The organism is Streptomyces yamdrokensis (assembly GCF_053890455.1).
Genome location: NZ_CM132679.1, coordinates 2,263,422 through 2,285,402, shown reverse-complemented (window position 1 = coordinate 2,285,402; position 21,981 = coordinate 2,263,422). Strand labels below are relative to the sequence as shown.

General features: G+C 69.7%; 22 protein-coding genes and 1 pseudogene. 6 read left to right on the top strand and 17 right to left on the bottom strand.

Features of this window, described 5'->3' with window-relative positions:
* Position 1 precedes the first annotated feature (1 nt).
* From ACWZEH_RS09660 to ACWZEH_RS09625, 8 genes are read right to left on the bottom strand one after another with little or no spacing between them, the layout of a single operon-like run.
* Entirely contained in the window at positions 2 to 862 is an 861-nt protein-coding gene (locus ACWZEH_RS09660) for a GvpL/GvpF family gas vesicle protein (RefSeq protein ID WP_456197458.1), read from the bottom strand.
* Positions 859 to 1,212 (bottom strand): gas vesicle protein, encoded by a 354-nt coding sequence (locus ACWZEH_RS09655; RefSeq protein ID WP_456197456.1) that lies wholly within the window; start codon positions 1,210 to 1,212, stop codon positions 859 to 861. The genes ACWZEH_RS09660 and ACWZEH_RS09655 overlap by 4 nt, the downstream gene beginning before the upstream one ends.
* Entirely contained in the window at positions 1,209 to 2,330 is a 1,122-nt protein-coding gene (locus ACWZEH_RS09650; RefSeq protein WP_456197454.1) for an SRPBCC family protein, read from the bottom strand. The genes ACWZEH_RS09655 and ACWZEH_RS09650 overlap by 4 nt, the downstream gene beginning before the upstream one ends.
* 6 nt (positions 2,331 to 2,336) lie before the next feature.
* Entirely contained in the window at positions 2,337 to 3,200 is an 864-nt protein-coding gene (locus ACWZEH_RS09645) for a histone protein (protein WP_456197452.1), read from the bottom strand.
* Between the two features lie 7 nt (positions 3,201 to 3,207).
* Positions 3,208 to 3,468 (bottom strand): gas vesicle protein GvpG, encoded by a 261-nt coding sequence (locus ACWZEH_RS09640; protein ID WP_384006589.1) that lies wholly within the window; start codon positions 3,466 to 3,468, stop codon positions 3,208 to 3,210.
* A gap of 1 nt (position 3,469) precedes the next feature.
* On the bottom strand, positions 3,470 to 4,225 hold the full coding sequence (locus ACWZEH_RS09635; RefSeq protein WP_456197450.1) for a GvpL/GvpF family gas vesicle protein: 756 nt from the start codon (positions 4,223 to 4,225) through the stop codon (positions 3,470 to 3,472).
* Positions 4,222 to 4,680: a gas vesicle protein GvpJ gene (gene gvpJ, locus ACWZEH_RS09630; RefSeq protein ID WP_456197448.1), complete on the bottom strand. Its 459-nt coding sequence runs from the start codon at positions 4,678 to 4,680 to the stop codon at positions 4,222 to 4,224. The genes ACWZEH_RS09635 and gvpJ overlap by 4 nt, the downstream gene beginning before the upstream one ends.
* A gap of 34 nt (positions 4,681 to 4,714) precedes the next feature.
* On the bottom strand, positions 4,715 to 5,035 hold the full coding sequence (locus ACWZEH_RS09625; RefSeq protein ID WP_456197447.1) for a gas vesicle protein GvpO: 321 nt from the start codon (positions 5,033 to 5,035) through the stop codon (positions 4,715 to 4,717).
* 179 nt (positions 5,036 to 5,214) lie between these two features.
* Between ACWZEH_RS09625 and ACWZEH_RS09620 the strand changes: the two genes are divergently transcribed.
* The 3 genes from ACWZEH_RS09620 (at position 5,215) to ACWZEH_RS09610 (ending at position 8,731) form a co-directional block, all read left to right on the top strand.
* The gene (locus tag ACWZEH_RS09620) at positions 5,215 to 5,385 is read left to right on the top strand and encodes a hydrophobic protein (protein ID WP_384006577.1); all 171 of its coding nucleotides are present in this window, start codon (positions 5,215 to 5,217) and stop codon (positions 5,383 to 5,385) included.
* A 563-nt stretch (positions 5,386 to 5,948) separates the two neighbouring features.
* Entirely contained in the window at positions 5,949 to 7,640 is a 1,692-nt protein-coding gene (locus tag ACWZEH_RS09615) for a M48 family metallopeptidase (RefSeq protein ID WP_456197445.1), read from the top strand.
* Positions 7,637 to 8,731 carry a hypothetical protein gene (locus ACWZEH_RS09610; RefSeq protein WP_456197443.1) on the top strand — a complete coding sequence of 365 codons (1,095 nt, stop codon included), beginning with the start codon at positions 7,637 to 7,639 and terminating at the stop codon, positions 8,729 to 8,731. The genes ACWZEH_RS09615 and ACWZEH_RS09610 overlap by 4 nt, the downstream gene beginning before the upstream one ends.
* Positions 8,732 to 8,898: 167 nt before the next feature.
* Here the strand turns inward: ACWZEH_RS09610 and ACWZEH_RS09605 are convergent, their stop codons facing one another.
* The 3 genes and pseudogenes from ACWZEH_RS09605 to ACWZEH_RS09595 form a co-directional block, all read right to left on the bottom strand.
* Complete coding sequence (locus tag ACWZEH_RS09605; protein ID WP_456197441.1) at positions 8,899 to 10,443, bottom strand: fused MFS/spermidine synthase; 1,545 nt, start codon at positions 10,441 to 10,443, stop codon at positions 8,899 to 8,901.
* Between the two features lie 47 nt (positions 10,444 to 10,490).
* On the bottom strand, positions 10,491 to 10,673 hold the full coding sequence (locus ACWZEH_RS09600) for a DUF397 domain-containing protein (RefSeq protein WP_456197439.1): 183 nt from the start codon (positions 10,671 to 10,673) through the stop codon (positions 10,491 to 10,493).
* Positions 10,670 to 10,861: pseudogene (locus tag ACWZEH_RS09595) on the bottom strand (Scr1 family TA system antitoxin-like transcriptional regulator); the annotation flags it as partial. The pseudogene ACWZEH_RS09595 and the gene ACWZEH_RS09600, both read right to left, overlap by 4 nt.
* Positions 10,862 to 10,925: 64 nt before the next feature.
* On the opposite strand from ACWZEH_RS09595, the gene ACWZEH_RS09590 reads away from it, so the two are divergent.
* From ACWZEH_RS09590 to ACWZEH_RS09580, 3 genes are all read left to right on the top strand, one after another.
* The gene (locus ACWZEH_RS09590; protein WP_456197437.1) at positions 10,926 to 11,075 is read left to right on the top strand and encodes an ATP-binding protein; all 150 of its coding nucleotides are present in this window, start codon (positions 10,926 to 10,928) and stop codon (positions 11,073 to 11,075) included.
* Between the two features lie 97 nt (positions 11,076 to 11,172).
* A complete protein-coding gene (locus tag ACWZEH_RS09585; RefSeq protein WP_456197435.1) occupies positions 11,173 to 12,153 on the top strand; it encodes an arabinan endo-1,5-alpha-L-arabinosidase in 981 nt (326 codons plus the stop codon).
* A complete protein-coding gene (locus tag ACWZEH_RS09580) occupies positions 12,135 to 13,568 on the top strand; it encodes a family 43 glycosylhydrolase (RefSeq protein WP_456197434.1) in 1,434 nt (477 codons plus the stop codon). Before ACWZEH_RS09585 ends, ACWZEH_RS09580 begins: the two co-directional genes overlap by 19 nt.
* A gap of 37 nt (positions 13,569 to 13,605) precedes the next feature.
* On the opposite strand, the gene ACWZEH_RS09575 is transcribed toward ACWZEH_RS09580, so the two are convergent.
* From ACWZEH_RS09575 to ACWZEH_RS09550, 6 genes are all read right to left on the bottom strand, one after another.
* Positions 13,606 to 15,390: a pyridoxal phosphate-dependent aminotransferase gene (locus tag ACWZEH_RS09575; protein ID WP_456197432.1), complete on the bottom strand. Its 1,785-nt coding sequence runs from the start codon at positions 15,388 to 15,390 to the stop codon at positions 13,606 to 13,608.
* 208 nt (positions 15,391 to 15,598) lie between these two features.
* Positions 15,599 to 16,780: an aldose epimerase family protein gene (locus ACWZEH_RS09570; RefSeq protein ID WP_456197430.1), complete on the bottom strand. Its 1,182-nt coding sequence runs from the start codon at positions 16,778 to 16,780 to the stop codon at positions 15,599 to 15,601.
* A 53-nt stretch (positions 16,781 to 16,833) separates the two neighbouring features.
* Positions 16,834 to 18,078 (bottom strand): multiple monosaccharide ABC transporter permease, encoded by a 1,245-nt coding sequence (mmsB, locus tag ACWZEH_RS09565; RefSeq protein WP_456197428.1) that lies wholly within the window; start codon positions 18,076 to 18,078, stop codon positions 16,834 to 16,836.
* A complete protein-coding gene (mmsA, locus tag ACWZEH_RS09560; RefSeq protein ID WP_456197426.1) occupies positions 18,075 to 19,625 on the bottom strand; it encodes a multiple monosaccharide ABC transporter ATP-binding protein in 1,551 nt (516 codons plus the stop codon). The genes mmsB and mmsA overlap by 4 nt, the downstream gene beginning before the upstream one ends.
* Before the next feature lie 58 nt (positions 19,626 to 19,683).
* Complete coding sequence (gene chvE / locus ACWZEH_RS09555) at positions 19,684 to 20,796, bottom strand: multiple monosaccharide ABC transporter substrate-binding protein (protein WP_456197424.1); 1,113 nt, start codon at positions 20,794 to 20,796, stop codon at positions 19,684 to 19,686.
* A gap of 190 nt (positions 20,797 to 20,986) precedes the next feature.
* On the bottom strand, positions 20,987 to 21,955 hold the full coding sequence (locus ACWZEH_RS09550) for a hypothetical protein (protein WP_456197422.1): 969 nt from the start codon (positions 21,953 to 21,955) through the stop codon (positions 20,987 to 20,989).
* Positions 21,956 to 21,981: the final 26 nt, after the last annotated feature.

Below are 21,981 nucleotides of genomic sequence, written 5' to 3'. Positions count from 1 at the left end.
CTCACACCTCGCCCACGAAGGAGTAGGGCACCCACGGGCCCGAGAGTTCGATCCGCGCGCCGGTACGTTCCCGCAGGTCCCGCGCCAGCAGGTTCAGTTCGGCCGACCGGTGCTCGGCGACCAGGTAGGTGGCGTTGAGGACCTGGACCCGGTGGTCGCCGCCGGCCGTCCGGGGACCGTGCGGCCGGAGCCGGCGGGACGCCGTGGCGATGCGGGACACCTGCGCGTCCACCGTCTCGGCGACGCGCAGGGAGTCCTCCCTGTGCTGCTCGCGCCGCGCCCGCAGGTTCCGTTTGCGCTCCAGGTACGCCCGCCCCGCTCCCGGCGCCGGACGGCCGCCCCGATCGCCCGGCGGGCCCGGCCGCTGCGCCGGTCTCTCGCCGTCGTCGCCCGGAGCGTCGTCGCCCGGAGCGCCCCCGCCCGAAGCGGCGGCCGCGTAGACCTTCACGCCCCATTCGGCGTGGTGCGCGATGCGTTTCAGGGCGGTGTGGAAGCGCGCCGACTCGTTGCCCAGCACGCGCCTGGCCCTGTCCTCGCCGTTGTACAGCGTCGCCAGCGGCAGGGGGACCGTGGGCGCCTGGGCGGCGACCGCCGACACGACCTCGTGGTGGGCGCGCGCGTACCGTTCGAGCTCGGGCTCGTCCGCCAGACGCTCCTGCCAGGCCTCGTCCGTGAACTCGGCCGCACGAACCGTCTGCACGATCGCGGTGAGGGAACCGAAGGACAGCGAACGCAGGGGTTCGTCCCGGGCGACCCCGGACACCCCGTCGAGGACCGGGCCTCCGTCGGCGCGGCAGACCGCGTACACGTAGAGGGCGCTCGGTTCCGACGTTTCCGACGCCTTGGGACTGCGCTCCGTCATTCCTCTGGTTCCCCCCGGCTCAATGATGCGGATGCGGAGGTGGATTCGAGTGCCTCCAGGCGGGCACGCAGTTCGCGGTTCTCGGCCTGCAGAGAGCTTCGTGCCGCTCGGGAGCTGAGTGCCGGGTCGGTCTCCCACCAGTCGATGCCGGCCTTCTTCGCGGTGTCCACGGACGCCACGAAGAGACGCAACCGGATGGTCAGCAACTCGATGTCGAGAAGGTCGATCTTGATGTCGCCGGCGATCACGATGCCCTTGTCGAGGACGCGCTCGAGGATGTCGGCGAGGTCGGTGTTCCGCGGCCCGGGGACAGGGGAGCAAGCGTCCTGCCTGAAGTCGAGGTCGGTCACCGGGCACTCCTGGAGCGCCGCTTGGCGGGGGCCGCACGCTTCTTGGGCGGGTTCTCTTCCTCTTCCTCTTCTTCCTCGTCCTCTTCCGGTTCCTCCTCTTCCGGTTCCTCCTCCTCGTCCTCCTCGTCCTCGTCCTCGCCCGTCAGTTCGTCGTCCTCGGCCTCGCCGTCCTCTTCCTCTTCCTCTCCCTCCTCTTCCTCGTCTGCTTCCTCGTCCTCGGAAGCCTCCGCCTCCGGGCCCTCCTCGCCCTCCTCGCCTTCTTCGCCGTCTTCGCCTTCCTCGCGCTCTTGTTCCTCCTCCTCCATGGCCTCTTCGTGGGACTTGACGACTTCTCCGTCCCGGATCTCGCCACGCCAGCTCTCGGGCTCCTCGTCGGTGAGCGTGACGTACCGCTGGAAGTGCTTGAAGTCCAGGCGCACACGGCGCCCCTGGACACGCCAGAGGTTGCCCGTCTTCTCGAAGAACCCGGCCGGGTAGTACTCGAGGACCAGGACGATGCGGGTGAGGGACGGAGCCAGTTCGTGGAAGCTCACGGCACCCCGCGTGGTGCCCTTGGCGCCTTCCGACGTCCACACGATGCGCTCGTCGGGCACCTGCTCCTGGACCGTCGCCTTGAAGCTGCGCGAAGACGGTCCGATCTTGACCTTCCAGTTGCTGCCCGTCTCGTCGTCCAACGAGACGTCCTGAACACCCTTGGCGAAACCGCTGAATTTGTCGTACTGGGTCCAGTGGTCGTAAGCGGTCCGCAGAGGCACTCCCACATCGAGTACCTCGATGATGTTCATGAGCTTGCCGCCGCCCGACTTGCGCTTGCCCTTCCCCCCGCCGCCGAAGGTCTCCTTGACCTTGCCCACGACACTGTCCTTGACCCCCTTGGCCTTTTCCGAGGCGAACGCCTTCACCGGCGATTCACCCTTGAGGACACGTGAGCCGATCGCGGGCAGGGACCCACCGTTCTCCGCGACGTCGGTCAGCCGGCCTGTGACGTCGGTCAGCTTGTCCTTCGCCTTCCCGGCGAGCTTCTCCGTCTGTGCACCGAGGAAGCCGGACATCTCCTGCCGGAGCCTGCTCAGTCCGGACTCCTCCGCCTCGGGCTCTTCGTTCTTCGTCTTGGCCATGACTCGTTACCTCCGACGCTTCGTGCGCTTGGATGCGGTCCCCTTCGCCGCCGACGATGTGCCTGCCGCCGTCTTCTTCGCGGGAGAGGTCTTCTTGGAGGCCGATTTCTTGGCCGGGGCCGATTTCTTGGCCGGGGCGGACTTCTTCGCGGTCGCCTTCTTCGCGGGAGCCGTCTTCTTGGCCGGGGCGGACTTCTTGGCCGGGGGCTTCCTGGGGGCACGCTTCCCCGACGGCCGTTTCTCCGGCTTACGCTCGGGGCTCTCCTCCTCTTCCTCCTCCTCTGCGCCGGGTTCCTCTTCCTCCTCTTCCTCCGCGCTGGGTTCTTCCTCTTCCTCCTCCTCGTCCTCTTCCTCGTCCTCTGCGCTGGGTCCCTCCTCTTCCTCCTCTTCCTCTTCCTCCTCGCCCTCGCCCTCGCCCTCGTCGTACTCTTCGTCCCCGTACTCCGCGCCCTCGTCCTCCGGTGCCTCTTCGTCCGCGTACTCGTCCTCGCGCCCCTCGCCGACGTCTTCGTCCTTGTCCTTGTCCTTGTCCTTGTCCTTGTCCTTGTCCTGCGGAGTTTCGAGAAGACGGGCCGTGCGGGCGCTGACCGCGTCGGCCAGCGAGCTCATGCGGCGGTTGGCGGCGGCGGTCGCGGCCTTGCGGCTCGCGTCGAGGACCTCGCCCTTGAACTGGTTCTGGAGTTCGGCGAACTGGGGAACCTCACCGAGCCTGCGCATTCCCTCCGCGGCGAGTTGGCGGGGCTCCAGGCCGAATCGCCTGCCGGCCAGGTACGTGGCGACGCTGAGGGCCACCCGTCCCTTCTTGCTCCGGCCCAGCACGTAGCCGCCGAGCAGCGCGGCCCCCACGACAACCTTTGACTGGTCTTCCATCAGCACGTCACCTTCGATCGCGATCGCTCTTCGCCGGGCCGACCCGCACGGCGTGCAGCCGGTCGAGCAGCCGTTCCTCTTCCCGTTCGAACTCCTCCAGAGTGATGTCGCCCGCCTCGAGCTCCTGGTTGAGCACCGCCAGCTGCGTACGCAGAACGGCGGGGTCGTGCAACTCGCGCTCGGCGGCGTCGTGGAGCTTCTCGGCCACCCAGATCACGCCGCGGACCGGTGCGATGGGCAGCGTGAGCAGGCCGGTGACCAGTCCCATGTCACGCCCCGCCCACGGGCACGGGGCGGGCCTCCGACGAGACGAAGCTGTAGCAGGGGAGCGGGCCGGCGAGCCGGACCTCCATGTGCTCCCGATGCGCGTCCGCGACGTTTTGGGCCCTGGTGAGGAAGGTGTCGCTGTCGCCGCGGTCCACGAGGAAGGACACGTTGAGGGCACAGCCCGGGACGGCGGGACCCGCTGCCACGGCGCGGGCCATGGGCGTGAGGTCGCGCAGCAGGCGCTGCCCCGCCGCCGCCGCTCTGCGGGTGAGCGCGGTGGTGACGGCCTCGCCCAGTCTGATGCTGGCCTCGTAGCCGGGGCGCCGCCGTGCGGCATCGCGAAGCCGCCGTACGTCCTTCTCCTCGGCGACGAGGGCCGCCAGCGCGTTCTGCGCCGGAAGCGCCTTGACGTTGATCTCGAAGCGGCCGGCCAGCTGTTCCAGGGTGGCCGCATGGCGGGACCCGGAGGCGGCCAACTGCTGGAGGACCGTTTCCTCGTCCGGTGCGACCATGCCGAACCGCATGGGCAGCACCGGCCCCTCGTCCGCCAGGCGCATCAGGAGTTCCTGGTGCGCCAGCAGGTCGCGACGTCGCGCGCGCAGCTCGGGCGGCGCGTCGCTGACGACCACCTCGAGCGGGCCCTGCCTGATCGTCCGGACCCGGGCGGGAGGGGAGCCCACACCGCCGAGCCCTTTCGGGAGCGCCGTTCCCGCCCGCAGGACCGCGTAGACGTACACACCGTCGGTCATCGCGGTCATGCCTCCACGCGGCGTCGGCTGCTCTTGCGCGCGGGGGCACGCTTCTTCGGGCGTTCCTGCTCCTCGCCCTCGTCCTCGTCCTCCTCGTCGTCGGACGAGTCGCCGCCGCCGACCGCCTTGCGCATGGTGTCGCCCACGGTGTCGGCCGCCTTGCGTACCTTGCGCTTGCCGACGGCCTTGGCCGCACCGCCGCCGAACAGTTCGGGGACCGTGGTGCTGCCGGAATCGCGCTCGAGGTCCAGCCGGTTGCACGCTTCGGCGAACCGCAGATAGGTGTCCACACTCGCGACGACGATGCGCGCGTCGATCTTGAGGATTTCGATCCCGACCAGCGAGACCCGTATGAACACATCGATGACCATGCCGCGGTCGAGAATCAGTTCCAGCACGTCGTACAACGTGCCGGAGCGAGGCGGGCAGGCCACTACTTCGTCGGAGTAGGTGGTCACGGGCATGGAAGATCCTTCCAGCAGAGGGAGCGAACACGGATCACTCGTCGGCCGCACCCCGGCGGTAGCGGCGGACCCTGCGGTACTCGAGGAGTTCGCCGGCCTGGTCGAGTTGCACCTCGTAGGAGGCCAGGAGGCTCGTGGTGTCGGGAATCCGCGGAACTTCCAGAACGTCCACCACCACACACCAGCCGTCGTCGGAACGCCGGACGGCGGACACGCCTTCCGCCGGGTGGTCGATCAGCCCTTCCAGGGTCTGGAGAGCGGTACGGGCCGCGTGATCGGGCCCTCGCGCGGATCCGGTACGGCGAGCGGACGCCGTTTTGGTATTCCCGGCGGGTGTGCGACGTGGTTGTGCCATATGGCCAGTTTCGCCATTCCCGTCGGACGCGCATCTTGAGCGGAGCCATCGGTGCGGGACAGGTCACGCCGCCGTAGAGATGCGGGCGCGCGCATTCCCCCTGCGGAATGAAAGAAACATCAGGTCATGTGCGTGGTGTGAGAACTCCGGGGAATTCGGTCCATCGGAGGTTGATAATCATGGTTCCCCTGCTTCTTGTTCTTCTTTTGGCCCTCGTCCTCTTCGGTGCCGGATTCGCTCTGAAGGCACTGTGGATCGTGGCGGTGATCGTGCTCGCCGTGTGGCTGCTCGGTTTCGTCATGCGCTCCACAAGCGCAGGCGGCAACAAGGGCCGTTGGTACCGCTGGTAGACCAGCCGTACCGGCATGCGTGCGGGGTGGTACCGGACTTGTTCTCCGGTACCACCCCGCACGCATGCCCCGCCGGTTCCCGCATCCGACCGGCATCCCGAGATCGCGGGAAAACTCCCCACGTGTCCGGCCACGCCCGGCGCGTCCACTACGGAACGGCTCAGTGACGTTTTCTCAGCGATGACCACTTCCAGGTTCTGTTGAGAGAGGGCTGTGCGGGCGATGTCGCCGGTCCTGCCGGGGCTGAGGGCGATGTGTTGCGACGTGTGCCAAAGCCGCTGAGTTCGGCTGTGGCGCGTTCGCCGAGTGCGCGGATGCCCCTGAAGGTCCCGCCCGTCGGTCTGCCACGCGCCGGCCACGCCGCCCATGGCAGACCGGCACCGACCGGCCTGCCATGGGCGCGTCTTGCACGTCAACCCCCCGGTAGGTGATACTCCACTTCCCCCACAACCACTGATCACGACCGTCCGTGAGCTTGCCTCGCACCGGCCGCGATCAGCCGCGGCACCTGTGCCGCCGCACCCGATTCCGTCAACCGGACATCCCGTGGGGGACCCTGCCCGATGGGCGCAACCTTGCGCGCGCTGCGCGCTCTCCTGCTGTTCGCCGGCTTCCATCTGCTCGGCGTCCTGCTGCTGGCGGTGCTCGCCGGCATCGACTACCTGCTGTATCTGCACGTCCCGTCGGGCCTCGCGGTGAAGCTGTATCTGGTCTCCGTGCTGCTGGCGATTCCGCTGGTCCGCGGCCTGTTCATGCTGCGTACACCGAAGGCGGAGGAGGCCCCCGGCCTGCCCGTCACGGAGGCCGACGAGCCCGAACTGTGGCGCACGGTACGGGAGCTGGCCGACCGGATCGGCACCCGAGTACCGTCTCGCGTCCTGTTGACGCCGGACGTCGACGCGGCCGTCGCCGAGGACGCCCGCCTGCTCGGCCTGCTGCCCGGCCCGCGCCGCCTCCACCTCGGCGTGCCCCTCCTCCAAGGGCTGACGGAGGCCCAGCTGAGGTCGGTCCTTGCGCACGAACTGGGCCACTATTCAAACGCCGACACCCGCCTCGCGGCCCTCACCGTGCGCGGCCGCGCCCAGATCCTGCGCACCATCGGGCACTTCGAGGAGCTCGCCGGGAGGACCGCGGCACGCGAACAGGCCCGGCAGGAGAAGAAGAACGCCAAGGCCGCGGCCAAGGGCAGGAAGTCGAGCGAGGCCGGCACCCGGCATTCGGGCGTCACCTACCGCGCGATGGCCCGGATCTACACCGCGTACGCCAAGCTCTACTTGCGCGTCACGCTGGCCGGCGCCCGCGGCCAGGAGTACGCCGCCGACGCCGCGGCCGCCCGGATCGCCGGCAGGGACGCCACCGCCTCGGCTCTGCGCGAGATCCCGGTGCTGGACGCCACGTTCGGCTTCTACATGCACCACTACGTCACCCTGGGCGAGGACGCCGGGCTGCTGCCGCCGCGCGGTGAGGTGTTCGGCGGTTTCGGCCGGATGCTGAGCGCCCGCCAGCTGGAACTGGCCGGGCTGCGCACCGAGCTGCCGACCGAGCCCGCCTCACCGTACGACTCCCACCCGCCGATCGCCGACCGCGTCCGCCGCATCGAGGCGCTGCCCGCCGACCACCGCACCGACGAGGGCAGAGGAGCCGCCCTCGGCCTGCTGTCCGACCCCGAACGGACCCTGGCGGCCCTGGAGGACGCGGTCCTCACGGAGGAGGCGCGGCGGTTCCGGCGTACGGCCGACTGGCCGGAGCTGCTCAACGGTTCGATGACCACCCAGTTCGCGGGCCTCGACACCCCCCTGCACCGGGCCCTGGCCCTGTACACCAAGGCGCCCCCGACCCTGCCCGCGCTGCTCGACCTGATCGACGACGGCCGGTTGTGGCAGCTGGCGCGGCGGTTGCCGCTGTCCGACGAGGCGGTGGCCGCGAAGGGGCGCGTCTTCTGGGAGTTCGTGCGGCCGGCCCTGGCCGAGTCACTGCACCGCATGGTGCTGGCCGAGTTCAGCGCACGCGCCCGGCTGCACTGGGAGTTCTCCTGGGAGCGGGGGGCGACCGCGCGGCTGCTGCCCGCGCCGGGAGAACCGGCGCCGCCGTCCGACACGGCCCTGAGCGACCTGGACGGCCCGGACATGGACGATCTGATCGGCCCCGCCGTGGGTTTTGCCGTCGCCGACCATCCGGACACCGGCCCGCTGCGCGCCTTGCTGCCCTCTGCTCCGACCGACCCTGCTAACCGAGAAACGGACAGTCCCCGATGACCGTAGTGTTGTGGATCCTGGCGATCCTGGCCATACCCACGCTGATCTTCTTCGGGTGGCTGGCCTGGGTGTTCCTCAAGGAGTTCTTCTCCCCGGCCCATGACGAGGACGCCGCCGCCGAGGCGGCCGGGAAACTCGGCCTGCTGCCCGCCGGCCGGCAGAACACCGAGTACGCCGGCCCGCTGCCCGCGGGCTGGGAAGCGGCGCTGAGCCGCGTGGGCGGCGGCGACTGGCACGCTGCGGCCGAGCTGCTGCGGGGCATCGGGCGGAACTGGGACCGGCGGTCGATGGCCGTCGGGGAGCTGGGCGGGCTGGCGGCGGAGGACGACACCTGGCTGCTCGCCTGGGAGGCCGCCCGCCCCGACGACCCGGACGCCGCCGTGGTCCGGGCCAGCAGCACGATCACCCTCGCCGCGCGGATCCGCGGCGCCAAGCGGGCCGAGTACACGACGGAGGAGCAGTTCGCCGGCTTCCACCGGATGCTGCACCGCTCCCGCGACGAGATAACCCGGGCGGCGGCGCTCAACCCCGACGACCCCACGCCGTACGTCACGGAGATCTCGGTGGCGCTCGGCCTGGGCTACCCGCACTCCGAGATGGACAAGCTGTGGGCGGAGATCACCGCGCGCGCCCCGCACCATTACGAGGGACACTGGCGGGCACTCCAGTACTGGTGCAAGAAGTGGCGCGGCTCCGAGCAGCTGGCAGTGGAGTTCGCCGAGCGGGCCGTGGCGAAGGCACCGCTGGGCAGCCTGCTGACCGTGCTCCCGCTGGTCGCCCACTTCGAGCACGACGACTCGGACGACGCCGAGGACGACCGCACGCCCGAGATGGTGGCGCGGGTGGACGCGGGCCTGGCGGACGCCGCCGCGGCCGACCCGGCCCATCCGCGGCTGCCGGAGCTGCGCCACCTGCTGGCGTACTACCTCTCGCTCCAGGACCGGGACGAGATGGCGATCGAGCAGTTCCGGCTCGTGGACGGTTATGTGAACGCGCTGCCCTGGCGCTATCGGGGCAGCGGCGCCGACATGACGGCGTACTACTGCAAGATCCGCGACTCGTCGGCGCAGGTGGTCGCCGCCACGGACTGACGCCGGCCGTAGTGTGCGGGGCGGCACCCGATCGTTCACCGAGTGCCGCCCCCGAGTGTTCCCGGGAAGAAGGAGTTCCGCACCGCCCCGGAGTCCTACGGGACCGAACGCGAAGGCGCGAGGGCGGGGTGAAAGCCCTGCTGGAAGTGATCGTCGCTGAGAGGACGTCAGCGGCCGCTTCGTGGGCCGGAGGGCTGGAGGAGCTGGTCGACGGGTGCGTAGTCGTCGGTGAGGGGTCGGGCGTCGCCGATCCAGGAGGTGAGGTCGTCGCCGGCGGCGATCTTCCAGCCGGTCTGCCGGGCGTCCAGCGCTTCCTGGGCCGCGCGGAGGTCGACCGGCCGGTCGGAGGCGAGCACCACCAGATTGCCGCCCCCGGGGGTGGCGGTCGGGTCGAGGCCGATGTCGGCGGGTTCGCCGACGAGGGCGACGTGCTCGAAGATCTCGCCGAGGGTGGCCGCTTCGGCGCGTGCGAAGGCCTGGACACCGTGATCGATGAGGTTGGCGACGTACAGGCCGTCCTCGTCGAGCACCCGCCGTACGTCGCTCATCGCCTCCACCGTGGTGAGGTGCCACGGCACGCTGACGCCCCCGAAGGCGTCGCCGACGACGAGGTCACGGCTGCCGGCGTCCAGTCGCCGCAGGCCGAGCCTGCCGTCCTCGACGCGTACGTCGATACCGGCTTCCGGCCCCAGACCGAGTTCGTCGCGGTCGATGCGCACGACCCCGCCGTCGATCTCGGACACGAGGCTGCGCGTGCCGGGCCGGGTGGCCGCGAGGTAACGGGGGAAGGTGAGCCCGCCGCCGCCCAGGTGGTGGGCGGCGAGTGGCTCGTCCTCGGGGAAGGCGGCGTCGACCACCGACGCGATGGCGCGCACGTACGTGAACTCCAGGAAGGTCGGGTCGTCGAGGTCGACGTAGGAGTGCCGCAGGCCGTCCAGAACCAGTGTGCGGCCGCTGTCCCGGTCGGGGTCCGCGACGACCCGTGCGCAGTGGTACCTGGTCTCCGCGTCGCAGGCGCCGGGCGCGACCGTGGTGGCGAGGCCGCCGGCCACGACCACGAGTGCGAGGACAGGGGTGGTGCTCCACCGGCGCGTTCGCCACTCGACCAGCGCCGAGCCGACCACCAGCAGCGCTCCGAGGCCGATCAGGATGCCGCTGACCGGCAACCGCGACACGAGGACGAAACCGGTCAGGACGGTGCCGACGATGGCGCCGACGGTGCCGACGCCGGACAGCCGGCCGACGACCGTTCCTGTCTCGGCGAGGCTGGTGAGACGCAGCTTGGTCACGATCGGCGTCACCGCGGAGAGCAGCGCGCCCGGCACGAGGATGGTCAGCGACGCGATCAGCAGGAGCAACGCCGGTGTCCACTCCGCGGTGGTGCGCAGCACGGCGGGGGTGAGCGCCACGACCACTCCCGACACCCCGAGCGAGGGGCCGATGAGCCGGCGTGGATCGACCTGGTCGGCGATGCGCCCGCCCAGCCACGAACCGAGGGCGATCGCGGTGAGGGCGATGCCGATCACCGTGGTGCTGGTCTCGAGGGTGAGGCCGAGGTAGGGAGCCAGCAGCCGCAGAGCGACGATCTCGACCACCAGGACCGCGGCCGAGGACCCGAACACGAGCACGGCGGCGGTACGGGGACCCGGTCCGGAGTCGCGAGGCGTGCCCTCGGCGGTGGGCGGGGAAGACAATTCGGTCACGGGTGACATCCTCGCATGCGGCTCATCCACAGACCGGAGTTGAGGGAAGCCGCCGGTCAGTTCGTGAGGTGCGTGAGGAAGCCGGTCCAAGCGCTGGGGGAGAGGGGCAGCTGCGGGCCCTGGTGGTTCTTGGAATCGCGGACGTGGATGGTGGCGGGGCAGGCCGCCACCTCTACGCAGTCGCCGGAACCACTGCTGCTGCAGGCTGACTTGTGCCAGGCCGACTCACCGGTGCTCATGGGTCTCCCCGCATCCGCCGCAACAGGCTCACTGATTCTGTGAGGGACAGAGCCTGTGCACGCATCCTGGCACACCTCCTCTGGAGCACGCTGACCACCTTGCGGTCGTCGATCAACTGACCGCTTTGCTGTCCCTCGACGCAGGCGAACCATTGGTTCTCCGCGCTCTCGAGCAACTGCATGGGGCCGTGGGACCTCGTGGAGGTGACCGACACGCGTACCGGGCCGCCGTGTCCGCCTGATCCCGGTGGCGTGGGCGCCTCGCTGCCTCTCGACGAGTGCGGTCGCGGGCTCCTGCTGGTCGAGGCGCTCGCCGAGCGGTGGGAGGTGGTGGACCGTGAGCCGCCGGCGAAGACCGTCCGCGCCGGGGTCCGCGTCGATGGGGGCTGCGAGGGCCATTGACGCGCAAGAGGTTCGATTCTACGGTCCGGTCGTTCGAACTTGCGATCGCTGTTCGGTATGACGGACATGCTTCGACCCCCACCGCAAGGAGACCCGCATGCGCCGCAGCTCCCTCCGCAAACGCACCGTCCTCCTCGCTCTGCCCACCGCCGCCCTGCTCGCGCTCATGCCGACCACCGCGTCGGCGTACCCCCACCCCGGCCGGGTCACCGGCTCCGTCGTCACGCACGATCCGTCGATGATGCGGACGTCGTCGGGGCAGTACCTGCTGTACGCGACCGGCGGCGGCATCAGCAACAAGACGTCGGGCGACCGCACCGCCTTCAACGCCGGGGCGGACGCCTTCACCTCCCGGCCGGGCTGGTGGCGGAACTACTCCTCCGTGCCGGAGGCGTGGGCGCCCGACATCTCGTACCACGGCGGCAGGTACCTGATGTACTACTCCGTCTCGTCGTTCGGCTCCAACACCTCCGCCATCGGGCTCGCCACCTCCGGCACCGGGCAGCCGGGGAGCTGGACCGACCAGGGCACCGTCCACACGTCCGGCTCCTCCAGCGACCACAACGCCATCGACCCCAACCTCTTCGTCGACGACGACGGCAGGTGGTGGCTCTCCTTCGGCAGTTGGTGGACCGGGATCAAGATGATCCAGATCAACCCGTCCAGCGGGAAGCAGCTCTCGGGCAACACCACCCGCTACTCCCTCGCGTCCCGGCCCACCGGGACCAAGGCCGTCGAGGCGCCCTTCGTCGTCAAGCGGGGCGGGTACTACTACCTCTTCGCGTCCTACGACACCTGCTGCGCCGGCACCAACTCCACCTACAAGGTCAAGGTCGGCCGCGCCACCACCGTCACCGGGCCGTACCGCGACAGGAACGGCGTCTCGATGATGAACAACGGCGGGACGCCCGTACTGGAGTCGCACGGGAACATCGTCGGGCCCGGCGGACAGTCGATCATGAACGACGTCGACGGGGACCTGATCGTCTACCACTACTACGACGCAGGCGACAACGGCACCCCCAAACTCGGCATCAACCTCCTGAACTGGAGCAGCGGATGGCCCGTCGCGTACTGACCCTGCTGGCCGCGCTGCTGCTCGCCCTCTCGCTCGGGCAGTCCTGCGCGCAGGCGGCCTCGTTCGGCAATCCCGTCAAGGCCCAGAAGGGCGCCGACCCCTGGATCGTCCGCCACGACGGCAACTACCACCTCATCAGCACCTCCTGGACCGACGTCATCACCATCCGCAAGTCCGCCACCCTCGCCGGGCTCGCCACCGCCCCCAGCGTGCAGGTGTGGCAGGGCGACGCGGCCTCCCGGTGCTGCAACATCTGGGCGCCCGAACTGCACTTCATCAACGGGCGCTGGTACCTGTACTACGTCGCCGGGCAGAACGTCTCCGACTACAACCCGACCCAGCGCAGCCACGTCCTGGAGAGCGCCGGGTCCGACCCCCTGGGGCCGTACACCTACCGGGGGCAGCTCAACTCCTCCTGGATGCTGGACCCGACCGTCGCCACCATCAACGGGCAGCTCCACCTCTTCGGCAGCACGCACAACGGCACACAGAACGTGGTCGCCGCCCGGATGTCCAACCCCTACACGGTGAGTTCCTCCTTCTCCACCGTGTCCACGCCCACCTACGACTGGGAGCGGCAGGGCGCGGCCGTCAACGAGGGGCCGGAGGTCCTGCAGCGGGGCGGGCGGACCTTCCTCGTCTACTCCGCCAGCGGCTGCTGGACCCCCGACTACAAGCTCGGCCGGCTCTCCCTCACCGGCTCCGACCCCACCTCCGCGTCGTCCTGGACCAAGGAGTCCACGCCCGTCTTCCAACGCAGCGACGGCAACGGCGTGTACGGGCCGGGGCACAACGGGTTCTTCACCTCCCCGGACGGGAGCGAGAGCTGGATCGTCTACCACGCCAACGACTCGGCGGCGGACGGCTGTGACAACGGGCGCACCGCGCGGGCGCAGAAGTTCACCTGGAACTCCGACGGTTCACCGAACCTCGGTACGCCCGTACGGCTCGGGGCGAGTTGGGCCGGGCCCTCGGGCGAGCCGTCGGCCGTCTCCACCACCTACACCCTCACCAACCGCAACAGCGGCAAGTGTCTCGACGTCGCCGGGAGTTCGTCCGCCGACGGAGCCGACGTGCAGCAGTACACCTGCAACGGCGGCGCCAACCAGCGCTGGCGGCTGGAGGATCTCGGCGACGACACGCACCGGCTGGTGAACGTCTCCACCGGCAAGGTGCTGGACACCGAGAACTGCTCCGCCGCCGACGGGGCCGGTCTGCGCCAGTGGTCGTGGCTGAACAACACCTGCCAGCGGTTCCGGTTCGTCGCCACCGACGGCGGTCACGTCCGGATCGTCAACCGGGCCACCGGCAAGGTCGCCGACGTCGCCGACTGCTCCACCGCCGACTCGGCCGACGTGCGGCAGTGGACCTGGCTGAACAACCACTGCCAGCAGTGGCGGCTCAACCCGGCCTGACCAGCAAAATCCGGCCTGATCGGCAAGGCCCGGGTGGTCAGACCACCTGGCCCACGCCCGCCGCCTCCGGCCAGCTCTGCGCCCCGGTCGGCCAGCCGGACGCCGGGGCCGGGGAGAGGCCGTCGGTGCCCCTGACCTGCGCCGCCGTCAGGCCCCCGCGGGCAGGGACACCGGGCGGGGTGGGTCCGGTGGGCATCGGCGACGGGGCGAAGGACGCCGCGGCGGGCATCGGGGCCGGCGCGGGTGCCGGCACCGGAGCCGCCATGGGCTGCTGAGGCATCTGCTGCGGCATCTGCTGGGGGACCGGCGGCTGAGGAATGTGCTGCGGCACCTGCTGCGGTACGGGCTGAGGCACCGGTTGTCGCACGGGCTGCGACTGCACGGGCTGCGGCTGCAGGGGCGGTGGCACCGGCGAGGAAACCTGCTGCGGCATCTGCTGCGGCCCCGACGAGGCTGAGGCTGCCGCCGGCATCGGCATCCCGCCGCCCGTGCCCACCGCGACCGGGGGCGGAGCGGCGGAGAGCGGCATGCCGATGCCGGCGGCCGGAGCGGCGGGGAGGCCCGGGACACCCGCACCGGCCCCGAGGGCCTGCGCGGCGAGGCCCTGGGTGCCGGCGCCGTTGGTCTCGCTGACCAGGCGGTCCACCGCCGCCGTACCCGAGCTGTAGCCGCTCCCCGTGGCCTGCTCGGGAACGGCGGCCCCCCTCCTGGACGTCCCGTAGAGCACCTGTTCCAGGCCGGACACCAGGCGGCGCACGTCCACCTGCGGACGTACCACGAGACGCAGGAAGCGGCTGGACGAGCCGATCTTGTTGCCGCACTCGCGGACCAGGAGCCGGTGCTCGGTGAGCATGCGGTCCCGGACCACGGTGCCCTCGGCGCCCACGGGGAGGCGCACGAAGAGGAAGTTGCCCTGGGACGGGTAGACCGTCAGACCGGGCAGTGAGGAGAGCTGGCCGGACATGTCCAGCCGGTCGCGGCGCACCTGGTGCAGGCTCTGCTGGTACTCGGTGCCGTGCTCCTTCAGCATGAACACCACGTGCTCGGCGAAGGAGTTGAGGTTCCACTTCGGCAGCATCGAGCGGACGCGGCCCGCGAGCGCGGGGTTGGCGACGAGGTAGCCGAAGCGGATGCCGTGCAGCCCGAAGTTCTTGCCGAGGCTGCGCAGGACGATGACGTTGGGGCGCAGCATCGCCTCCTGCACCACCGACGGTTCCACCTCGGCGTCGGCGAACTCCAGGAACGACTCGTCGATCACCACCAGGTCGAGGTCGGCCATCGCGTCCATGAACTGCACGATCGCGTGCTTGTGCAGGAACCCGCCGTCGGGGTTGTTGGGGTTGCAGATCACCGCGACCCTGGTGCCCCGTGCCCGGATGAACTCGCCGTACTGGGCGAGGTCGAGGGCGAAGCCGCTGGACTCCTGGAGCGGGAACATGTCGACCCGCTTGCCGGTCTCCATGGGCTGGTCGGTCCAGCGGCCGAAGGTGGGGACGGGGACGGCGAGGGACTCGCGGACCAGCAGGTGGTCGATCCAGGTGATGAGTTCCGTCGAGCCGTTGCCCATCGCCACGCACTGCGGCGGGAGCCGGAGCAGACTGCACAGCTCGGCCGTGATGGTGTCGGCGCTGCTCGGGTAGTACGTGATGATGTCGCGCAGCCGCGCCGCCATGTCCTCGAACATGGCCGGGGTGGGGAAGTACGGATTGCACGGAATGCAGAAGTCCACCGGGCCGGCCCCGTCGCTCTCCCGTGCCAGCGCAGCCATCGAGGGGCTGTGCGCCGCGGTGCTGCGGAACAACGAGGTGACGTTGTCGGCCATGGAACCTCCGTGTACGGCGGGCCCGCCGGGGACGTACCGGGCCCGTCATGCGTGGGTGGCCCGCGCGGGGGAGCACGGGCCACCCGTACATACGGAGGGGGGTGTGGCGCTGTTCAACCGGTGTGAAAAAACTGTGACGACGTGAACCCCCGGCGCGGTTTACGCGTCACGCGCCCCCGCGGGGCCCACCACGGACGGTGCCCGTGGCTCAGGCGTCGAACGAGTGCACCGTCGTCGTCCGGTACGTCTCGCCCGGACGCAGCACGGTCGACGGGAACGACGGCTGGTTCGGCGCGTCCGGGAAGTGCTGGGTCTCCAGGCACAGCCCGTCGCCCTGGCGGTAGACCCGCCCACCGGTGCCGACGAGGGTGCCGTCGAGGAAGTTGCCGGAGTAGAACTGCAGTCCCGGCTCGTTGGTGGCGATCCGCAGGGTGCGGCCGGAGGAGGGGTCGCGCAGGGTCGCGGCGTGCCCGGGGCGCGCGGTGATGCCCTTGTCGAGCACCCAGTTGTGGTCGAACCCCTGCCCGTACAGCACCTGCTGGTGTGCGACGCGGAGGTCCCTGCCGACCGGCTTGGCGCTGCGGAAGTCGAACGGGGTGCCGCCGACCCGGGCCAGTTCGCCGGTGGGGATCAGCCCGGCGTCGACCGGTGTGTAACGGTTGGCGGCGATGGTCAGCTCGTGGTCGTTGATCGAACCGCTGCTCTCGCCGGCGAGGTTCCAGTAGACGTGGCTGGTGAGGTTGACGACGGTGGCCCGGTCGGTGGTGGCCGCGTAGTCGACGCGCCAGTCGCCGTGCCGGGTGAGGGTGTACGTCACCCTCGTCCGCAGGGTGCCCGGGTAGCCCATCTCGCCGTCGGCGCTGACGTAGGACAGGCGCAGTCCGACGTCGGAGCCCTCGGCGAACGGCTCGACGTCCCAGACCCGCTTGTCGAAGCCCTGGGCGCCCCCGTGCAGGCTGTTGGCGCCGTCGTTGACGGAGAGCTGGTGGGCGGTGCCGTCGAGGGTGAAGCGGCCCTCGGCGATCCGGTTGCCGTAGCGGCCGACCAGGGCGCCGAAGTACGGGCTGGAGGCGACGTACTCCTCGACGGTGTCGAAGCCGAGCGAGACGTTGGCGTAGCGGCCCCGGCGGTCGGGGATCTCCAGGGACTGGACGATGCCGCCGTAGGACAGGACCTTCAGCCGTGTCCCGCCGTTGGCCAGGGACCAGCTGTGCACCTTCGTGCCGTCCGCGAGCGTGCCGAAGAGCTTCCGTACGGGCTTCCTGCCGCCGCCCGCACCCCGGCCGCTGCCGCCGCCCGAGGCGTGTGCCGTCCCACCGGTCGTGGCGGCGGCGACTCCGGCGGCCGCGGCCGCGGCTCCTGCGACGACCGTGCGTCTGTTCAGTTCCACTATCAGGCTCCCTCGAGGAAAGGGCCCCGCCTTCCGGCGGGGCCCAGGCTGACTTACGAACCGACCTTGCGCTTGTTCCACACGTCGAAGCCGACCGCCGCCAGGAGCACCAGGCCCTTGATGACCTGCTGCCAGTCGGTGCCGACGCCGACGAGGTTCATACCGTTGTTCAGCACACCCAGGACCAGGCCGCCGATGATCGCGCCGAGCACGGTGCCGACACCGCCGCTCATCGACGCGCCGCCGATGAACGCGGCCGCGATCGCCTCGAGCTCGAAGTTGAGGCCGGCCTTGGGCGAGGCCGCGTTGAAGCGGGCGGCGAAGACCAGACCCGCCAGGGCCGCGAGCATGCCCATGTTCAGGAAGACCAGGAAGGTGACCTTCTTGTCCCGCACACCCGACAGCTTGGCCGCGGGCAGGTTGCCGCCGATGGCGTAGATGTGACGGCCGATGACGGCGTTGCGCATCACGTAGCCGAAGCCGACGAGCAGCGCGCCGAGGATCAGCAGCACGATCGGGGCGCCCTTGTAGCTGGCCAGCAGCAGCGTGACGGTGAGGATGGCGGCGGTGAGCGCCACCAGCTTCAGCAGGAACAGCTTGACGGGCAGGACGTCGAGGGCGAACTCCTGCTGGCGGCGCCGGTCGCGGAGCTCCTGGAGCACCACGAGGGCTATCAGTCCGAAGCCGAGCAACAGGGTGAGGTTGTGGTAGTTCGTGTTCGGGCCGACCTCCGGCAGGAAGCCGTTGGCCGTCGTCTGCAGCCCCTTCGGGAACGGGCCGAGGGTCTGGCCGTCGAGGAAGATCTCGGTCAGACCGCGGAAGGTGAGCATGCCCGCCAGGGTCACGATGAACGACGGCAGCCCGCCGTACGCGATGAACCACCCCTGTACCGCGCCCGCGATCGCGCCCACGGCCAGGCACAGCAGCACCGCGACGGGCCAGGGCAGGTCGTTGCGGACCATGAACACGGCGGCCATCGAGCCGACGAACGCCGTCAGTGAGCCGACCGACAGGTCGATGTGGCCGGCGATGATGACCAGCATCATGCCGATCGCCAGGATCAGGATGTAGCTGTTCTGCAGCACCAGGTTGGACACGTTGCGCGGCAGCAGCAGGTCGCCCTCGGTCCACACCGCGAACAGCACCACGATCAGGCCCAGGGCGATCAGCATGCCGTACTGGCGCATGTTGCGGCGCATGCCGTCCAGCATCAGCTGGAGCAGGCCGTCACCGGTGCCCGCCCCGTTCTTGCCCGGCGGCGCGGCGGCCGGGGTCTTGTCGGTGACATCCGTGCTCATCGGGTTACCTCTTTGTCCTTCGTCATCTGACGCATCAGCGATTCCTGGGATGCCTCGGCCCGCGAGAACTCCCCGGTCAGCCGTCCGGCGGCCATCGTGTAGATGCGGTCGCACATGCCGAGCAGTTCGGGCAGCTCGGAGGAGATGAAGACGACCGCCTTGCCCTGGGCGGCCAGTTGGTCGATGACCGTGTAGATCTCGTACTTGGCGCCGACGTCGATACCGCGCGTCGGCTCGTCCAGGATCAGCACCTCGGGACCGGCGAAGATCCACTTGCTGAGGACGACCTTCTGCTGGTTGCCGCCGGACAGCTTGCCCACCGGCTCGAAGACCGTCGGTGCCTTGATGTTCATGGACTTGCGGAAGCCCTCGGCGACCTGGCGCTCCTCGTGCTCGTCCACGATCCCCCGCTTGGCGACCTTGCCCAGCGCGCTGAGCGAGATGTTGCGGTTGATGGTGTCGATGAGGTTCAGGCCGTAGTGCTTGCGGTCCTCGGTGACGTACGCGATGCCGTGCCCGACCGCCTCGGGGACGGTCTTGGTGCGGATCTCCTTGCCGTCCCGCAGGACGGTGCCGCCCGCGTACCGGCCGTAGGTGCGGCCGAACAGGCTCATCGCCAGCTCGGTGCGGCCGGCACCCATCAGACCGGCGATGCCGACGATCTCGCCGCGCCGGGCCTCCAGCGACACGTCGTCGACGACCTTGCGCTGCTGGTCGATCGGGTGGTGCACGGTCCAGTTGCGCACCTCGAGGGCCGGGGCCGTGCCCTCCTCCGGCTGGTGCGGGGTCCGCGCGGGGAAACGGTGTTCCAGGTCGCGGCCGACCATGCCGCTGATGATCCGGTCCTCGGTGGTCTCCGCGGCCTTCACGTCGAGCGTCTCGATGGTCCGCCCGTCCCGCAGGATCGTCACCGAGTCGGCGACCCTGCGGATCTCGTTCAGCTTGTGCGAGATGATGATCGAGGTGATGCCCTGTTCCTTCAGCTGGAGGATCAGGTCGAGCAGCTTGCCGCTGTCCTCGTCGTTCAGCGCCGCGGTCGGCTCGTCGAGGATGAGCAGCTTCACCTTCTTCGACAGCGCCTTGGCGATCTCCACCAGCTGTTGCTTGCCCACGCCGATGTCGGCGACCCGGGTCTCCGGGTGGTCGTCGAGCCCCACCCGGCGCAGCAGTTCGGTGGCGTGCCGCAGCGTCTCGTGCCAGTCGATGAAGCCGCCGCTGGTGTGCTCGTTGCCGAGGAAGATGTTCTCCGCGAGGGAGAGGTAGGGCACCAGGGCGAGCTCCTGGTGGATGATGACGATGCCCTGCTGCTCGCTGGCCCTGATGTCCTTGAACCGGCAGGGGCCCTCCTCGAAGAGGACCTCCCCCTCGTAGGTGCCGTGCGGGTGGACGCCGGAGAGGACCTTCATGAGGGTCGACTTGCCGGCGCCGTTCTCGCCGCAGATGGCGTGGACCTCGCCCTGCTGGACGGTCAGAGTGACGTCCGACAGCGCCTTGACGCCGGGAAAGGTCTTGACGATCGAGCGCATTTCCAGGACGGGTCCCGCCATGGTCGTGCCTTCCAATCCGTAGGGGTACGGCGGTGGTTGGGTCGTCTGCCGAGGCTGCCTACTTGAGGTCGCTCTCCTTGACGTAGCCGGAGTCGACCACGGTCTCCTGGTAGTTGGCCTTGTCCACGGCGACCGGCTCCAGCAGGTAGGCCGGCACGACCTTCGCCCCGTTGTCGTAGGTCTCGGTGTCGTTGACCTCGGGCTCCTTGTCCGTCAGGAGCGCGTCGACCATGTTCGTGGCGACCTTGGCGAGCTCACGGGTGTCCTTGTAGACGGTCATGGACTGCTGGTCGGAGATGATCGACTTCACCGAGGCGACCTCGGCGTCCTGGCCGGTGACGATCGGCAGCGGCTTGTTCTTGGAGCCGTAGTCGTCCGACTTCAGCGCCGACAGGATGCCGATGGAGATGCCGTCGTACGGGGAGAGGACCGCGTCGAGGGCCTCGCTCTTGTAGGACGAGGTCAGGATGTCGTCCATGCGCTTCTGGGCGGTGCCACCGTCCCAGCGCAGGGTGGTGACCTGGTTCAGCTCGGTCTGGCCGGACCGGACGACGAGCTCCTTCTTGTCGATGTACGGCTGCAGGACGTTCATCGCGCCCTGGAAGAAGTAACGGGTGTTGTTGTCGTCGTTGGAGCCGGCGAACAGCTCGATGTTGAAGGGGCCCTTCTCGCTGCCGTCCTTCAGGCCGAGCTTGTCGACGATGTAGTCGCCCTGGAGCTCGCCGACCTTCTCGTTGTCGAACGAGGCGTAGTAGTCGACGTTCTCCGTGCCGAGGATCAGGCGGTCGTAGGAGATCACCGGGATGTCGGCGTCCTTGGCCTGCTGCAGGACGTTGTTCAGCGACTTGTTGTCGATGGCCGCGACGATGAGCGCCTCGACGCCCTGCGTGATCAGGTTCTCGACCTGGGCGACCTGCTGGTCCGGGTCGTCCTCGCCGAAGACCAGCTTGGTCTTGTAGCCCTTGGACTCCAGGTTCTCGACGACGTTGTCACCGTCGGCTATCCAGCGCTCGGAGGACTTGGTCGGCATCGCGATGCCGACGGTCGCTCCCTCGGAGCCCGACTTGTCCTCCTCGCTGCCGCCCTCACCGCTCTGGCCGCAGGCGGACAGGGTGAGGGCGAGGGAGGCGGCGGTGGCCACGGCGGCGAGGGCGGCTCTGCGGTTACGCATGATCATCATCCTTGATGTGGGTGCGGTGACGGTCCAAAGGTGCGAACTCGCTTGTGGGACGAGGTGCTTGATCACGAAGGGTGGATCCAGGGGGTGGCGCGGTGCGAAGAGGGTGCCGGGTGGAACCGACAGGGGTGTGTGGGATTGTGCGCGGCTGTGTCTGCTTCTGTGAAGCCGAGTTTCCGGAACGTTATGACGAGATGTCGAACCTGCGCAGCTTCCCCGGGAGCCGTGAACCGACCGGGTCCATGTCGCGGTCCGCGCCGTGGCGGGCGAGCAGGTCCAGGGCGAGCCGGCCGCGCCGCACCCGCTCCTTGGCGCTCGTCAGCATGACCTCCCGCATGTGGTGTCCGTAGGGGTAGATCCCGGGCGCCTTGGACAGGCCGAACTTCAGGTACAACGGCGCGCCGCGCCGGATCAGTTCGGCCACCTCGTACATCCGGACGTAGCCGCCCAGGTCGTCGGGGGCCTCGATGTACATGTCCATCGGAGCGGCCGAGACCCGTCTGATCTCGGTGAGGTGATCGAGCGTCAGGTCGCTCGGCACGTTGATCGAGTCGGCGCCGAGCTGCTCGTAGACCGCGTACGAGGCCGGGTTGACCGGTCCGACGAGGGCCGAGAGCTTCAGCGTGGTGTCCTGCGGAATGATCCCGGCCACCCGTGCCCGGTGCAGCGTCCACAGCACCCCCTCGTCGGCGACGAGCAGGCACTTGACACCCAGTTCCGTCGCCCGCACGGCGTCCTCGACGCAGCCGGCGACCGCGTCGTGGCCCCGGGCGCGCAGTCCGGCGCCGCGCGAGTCGCTGCGGGTGGAGCCGCCGATGTCCCAGGTGCCGCGCGGGCCGGTGAACAGGCAGAGCTCGATGTCCCGTTCGGCGGTGGCCTCGACCATCTCGGTGATCTCGGCGTCGGTCAGCATCCAGACGCCGCTGCCCTGACTGATCCGGTGGATCGGCACGTCCAGCCGGGAGGCTTCCTTCAGGACCACCGCCAGCGCCTCGGGTCCCTCGCAGGAGGGAACCTCGGTGCGCCAGCGGCCGCCGTCGGGAAAGGAGTGCGGCGAGGCGTCGGCGGGGTCGGGGGCGGGAGCGCCCAGGCCGAGCGCGGTGAGCGCCTGCTCACCGGGCCTGCGGGCTGCCTTGGCGGAAGCGTCGGTCACAAGATGTCCTTCTGTTCGGTATGTCG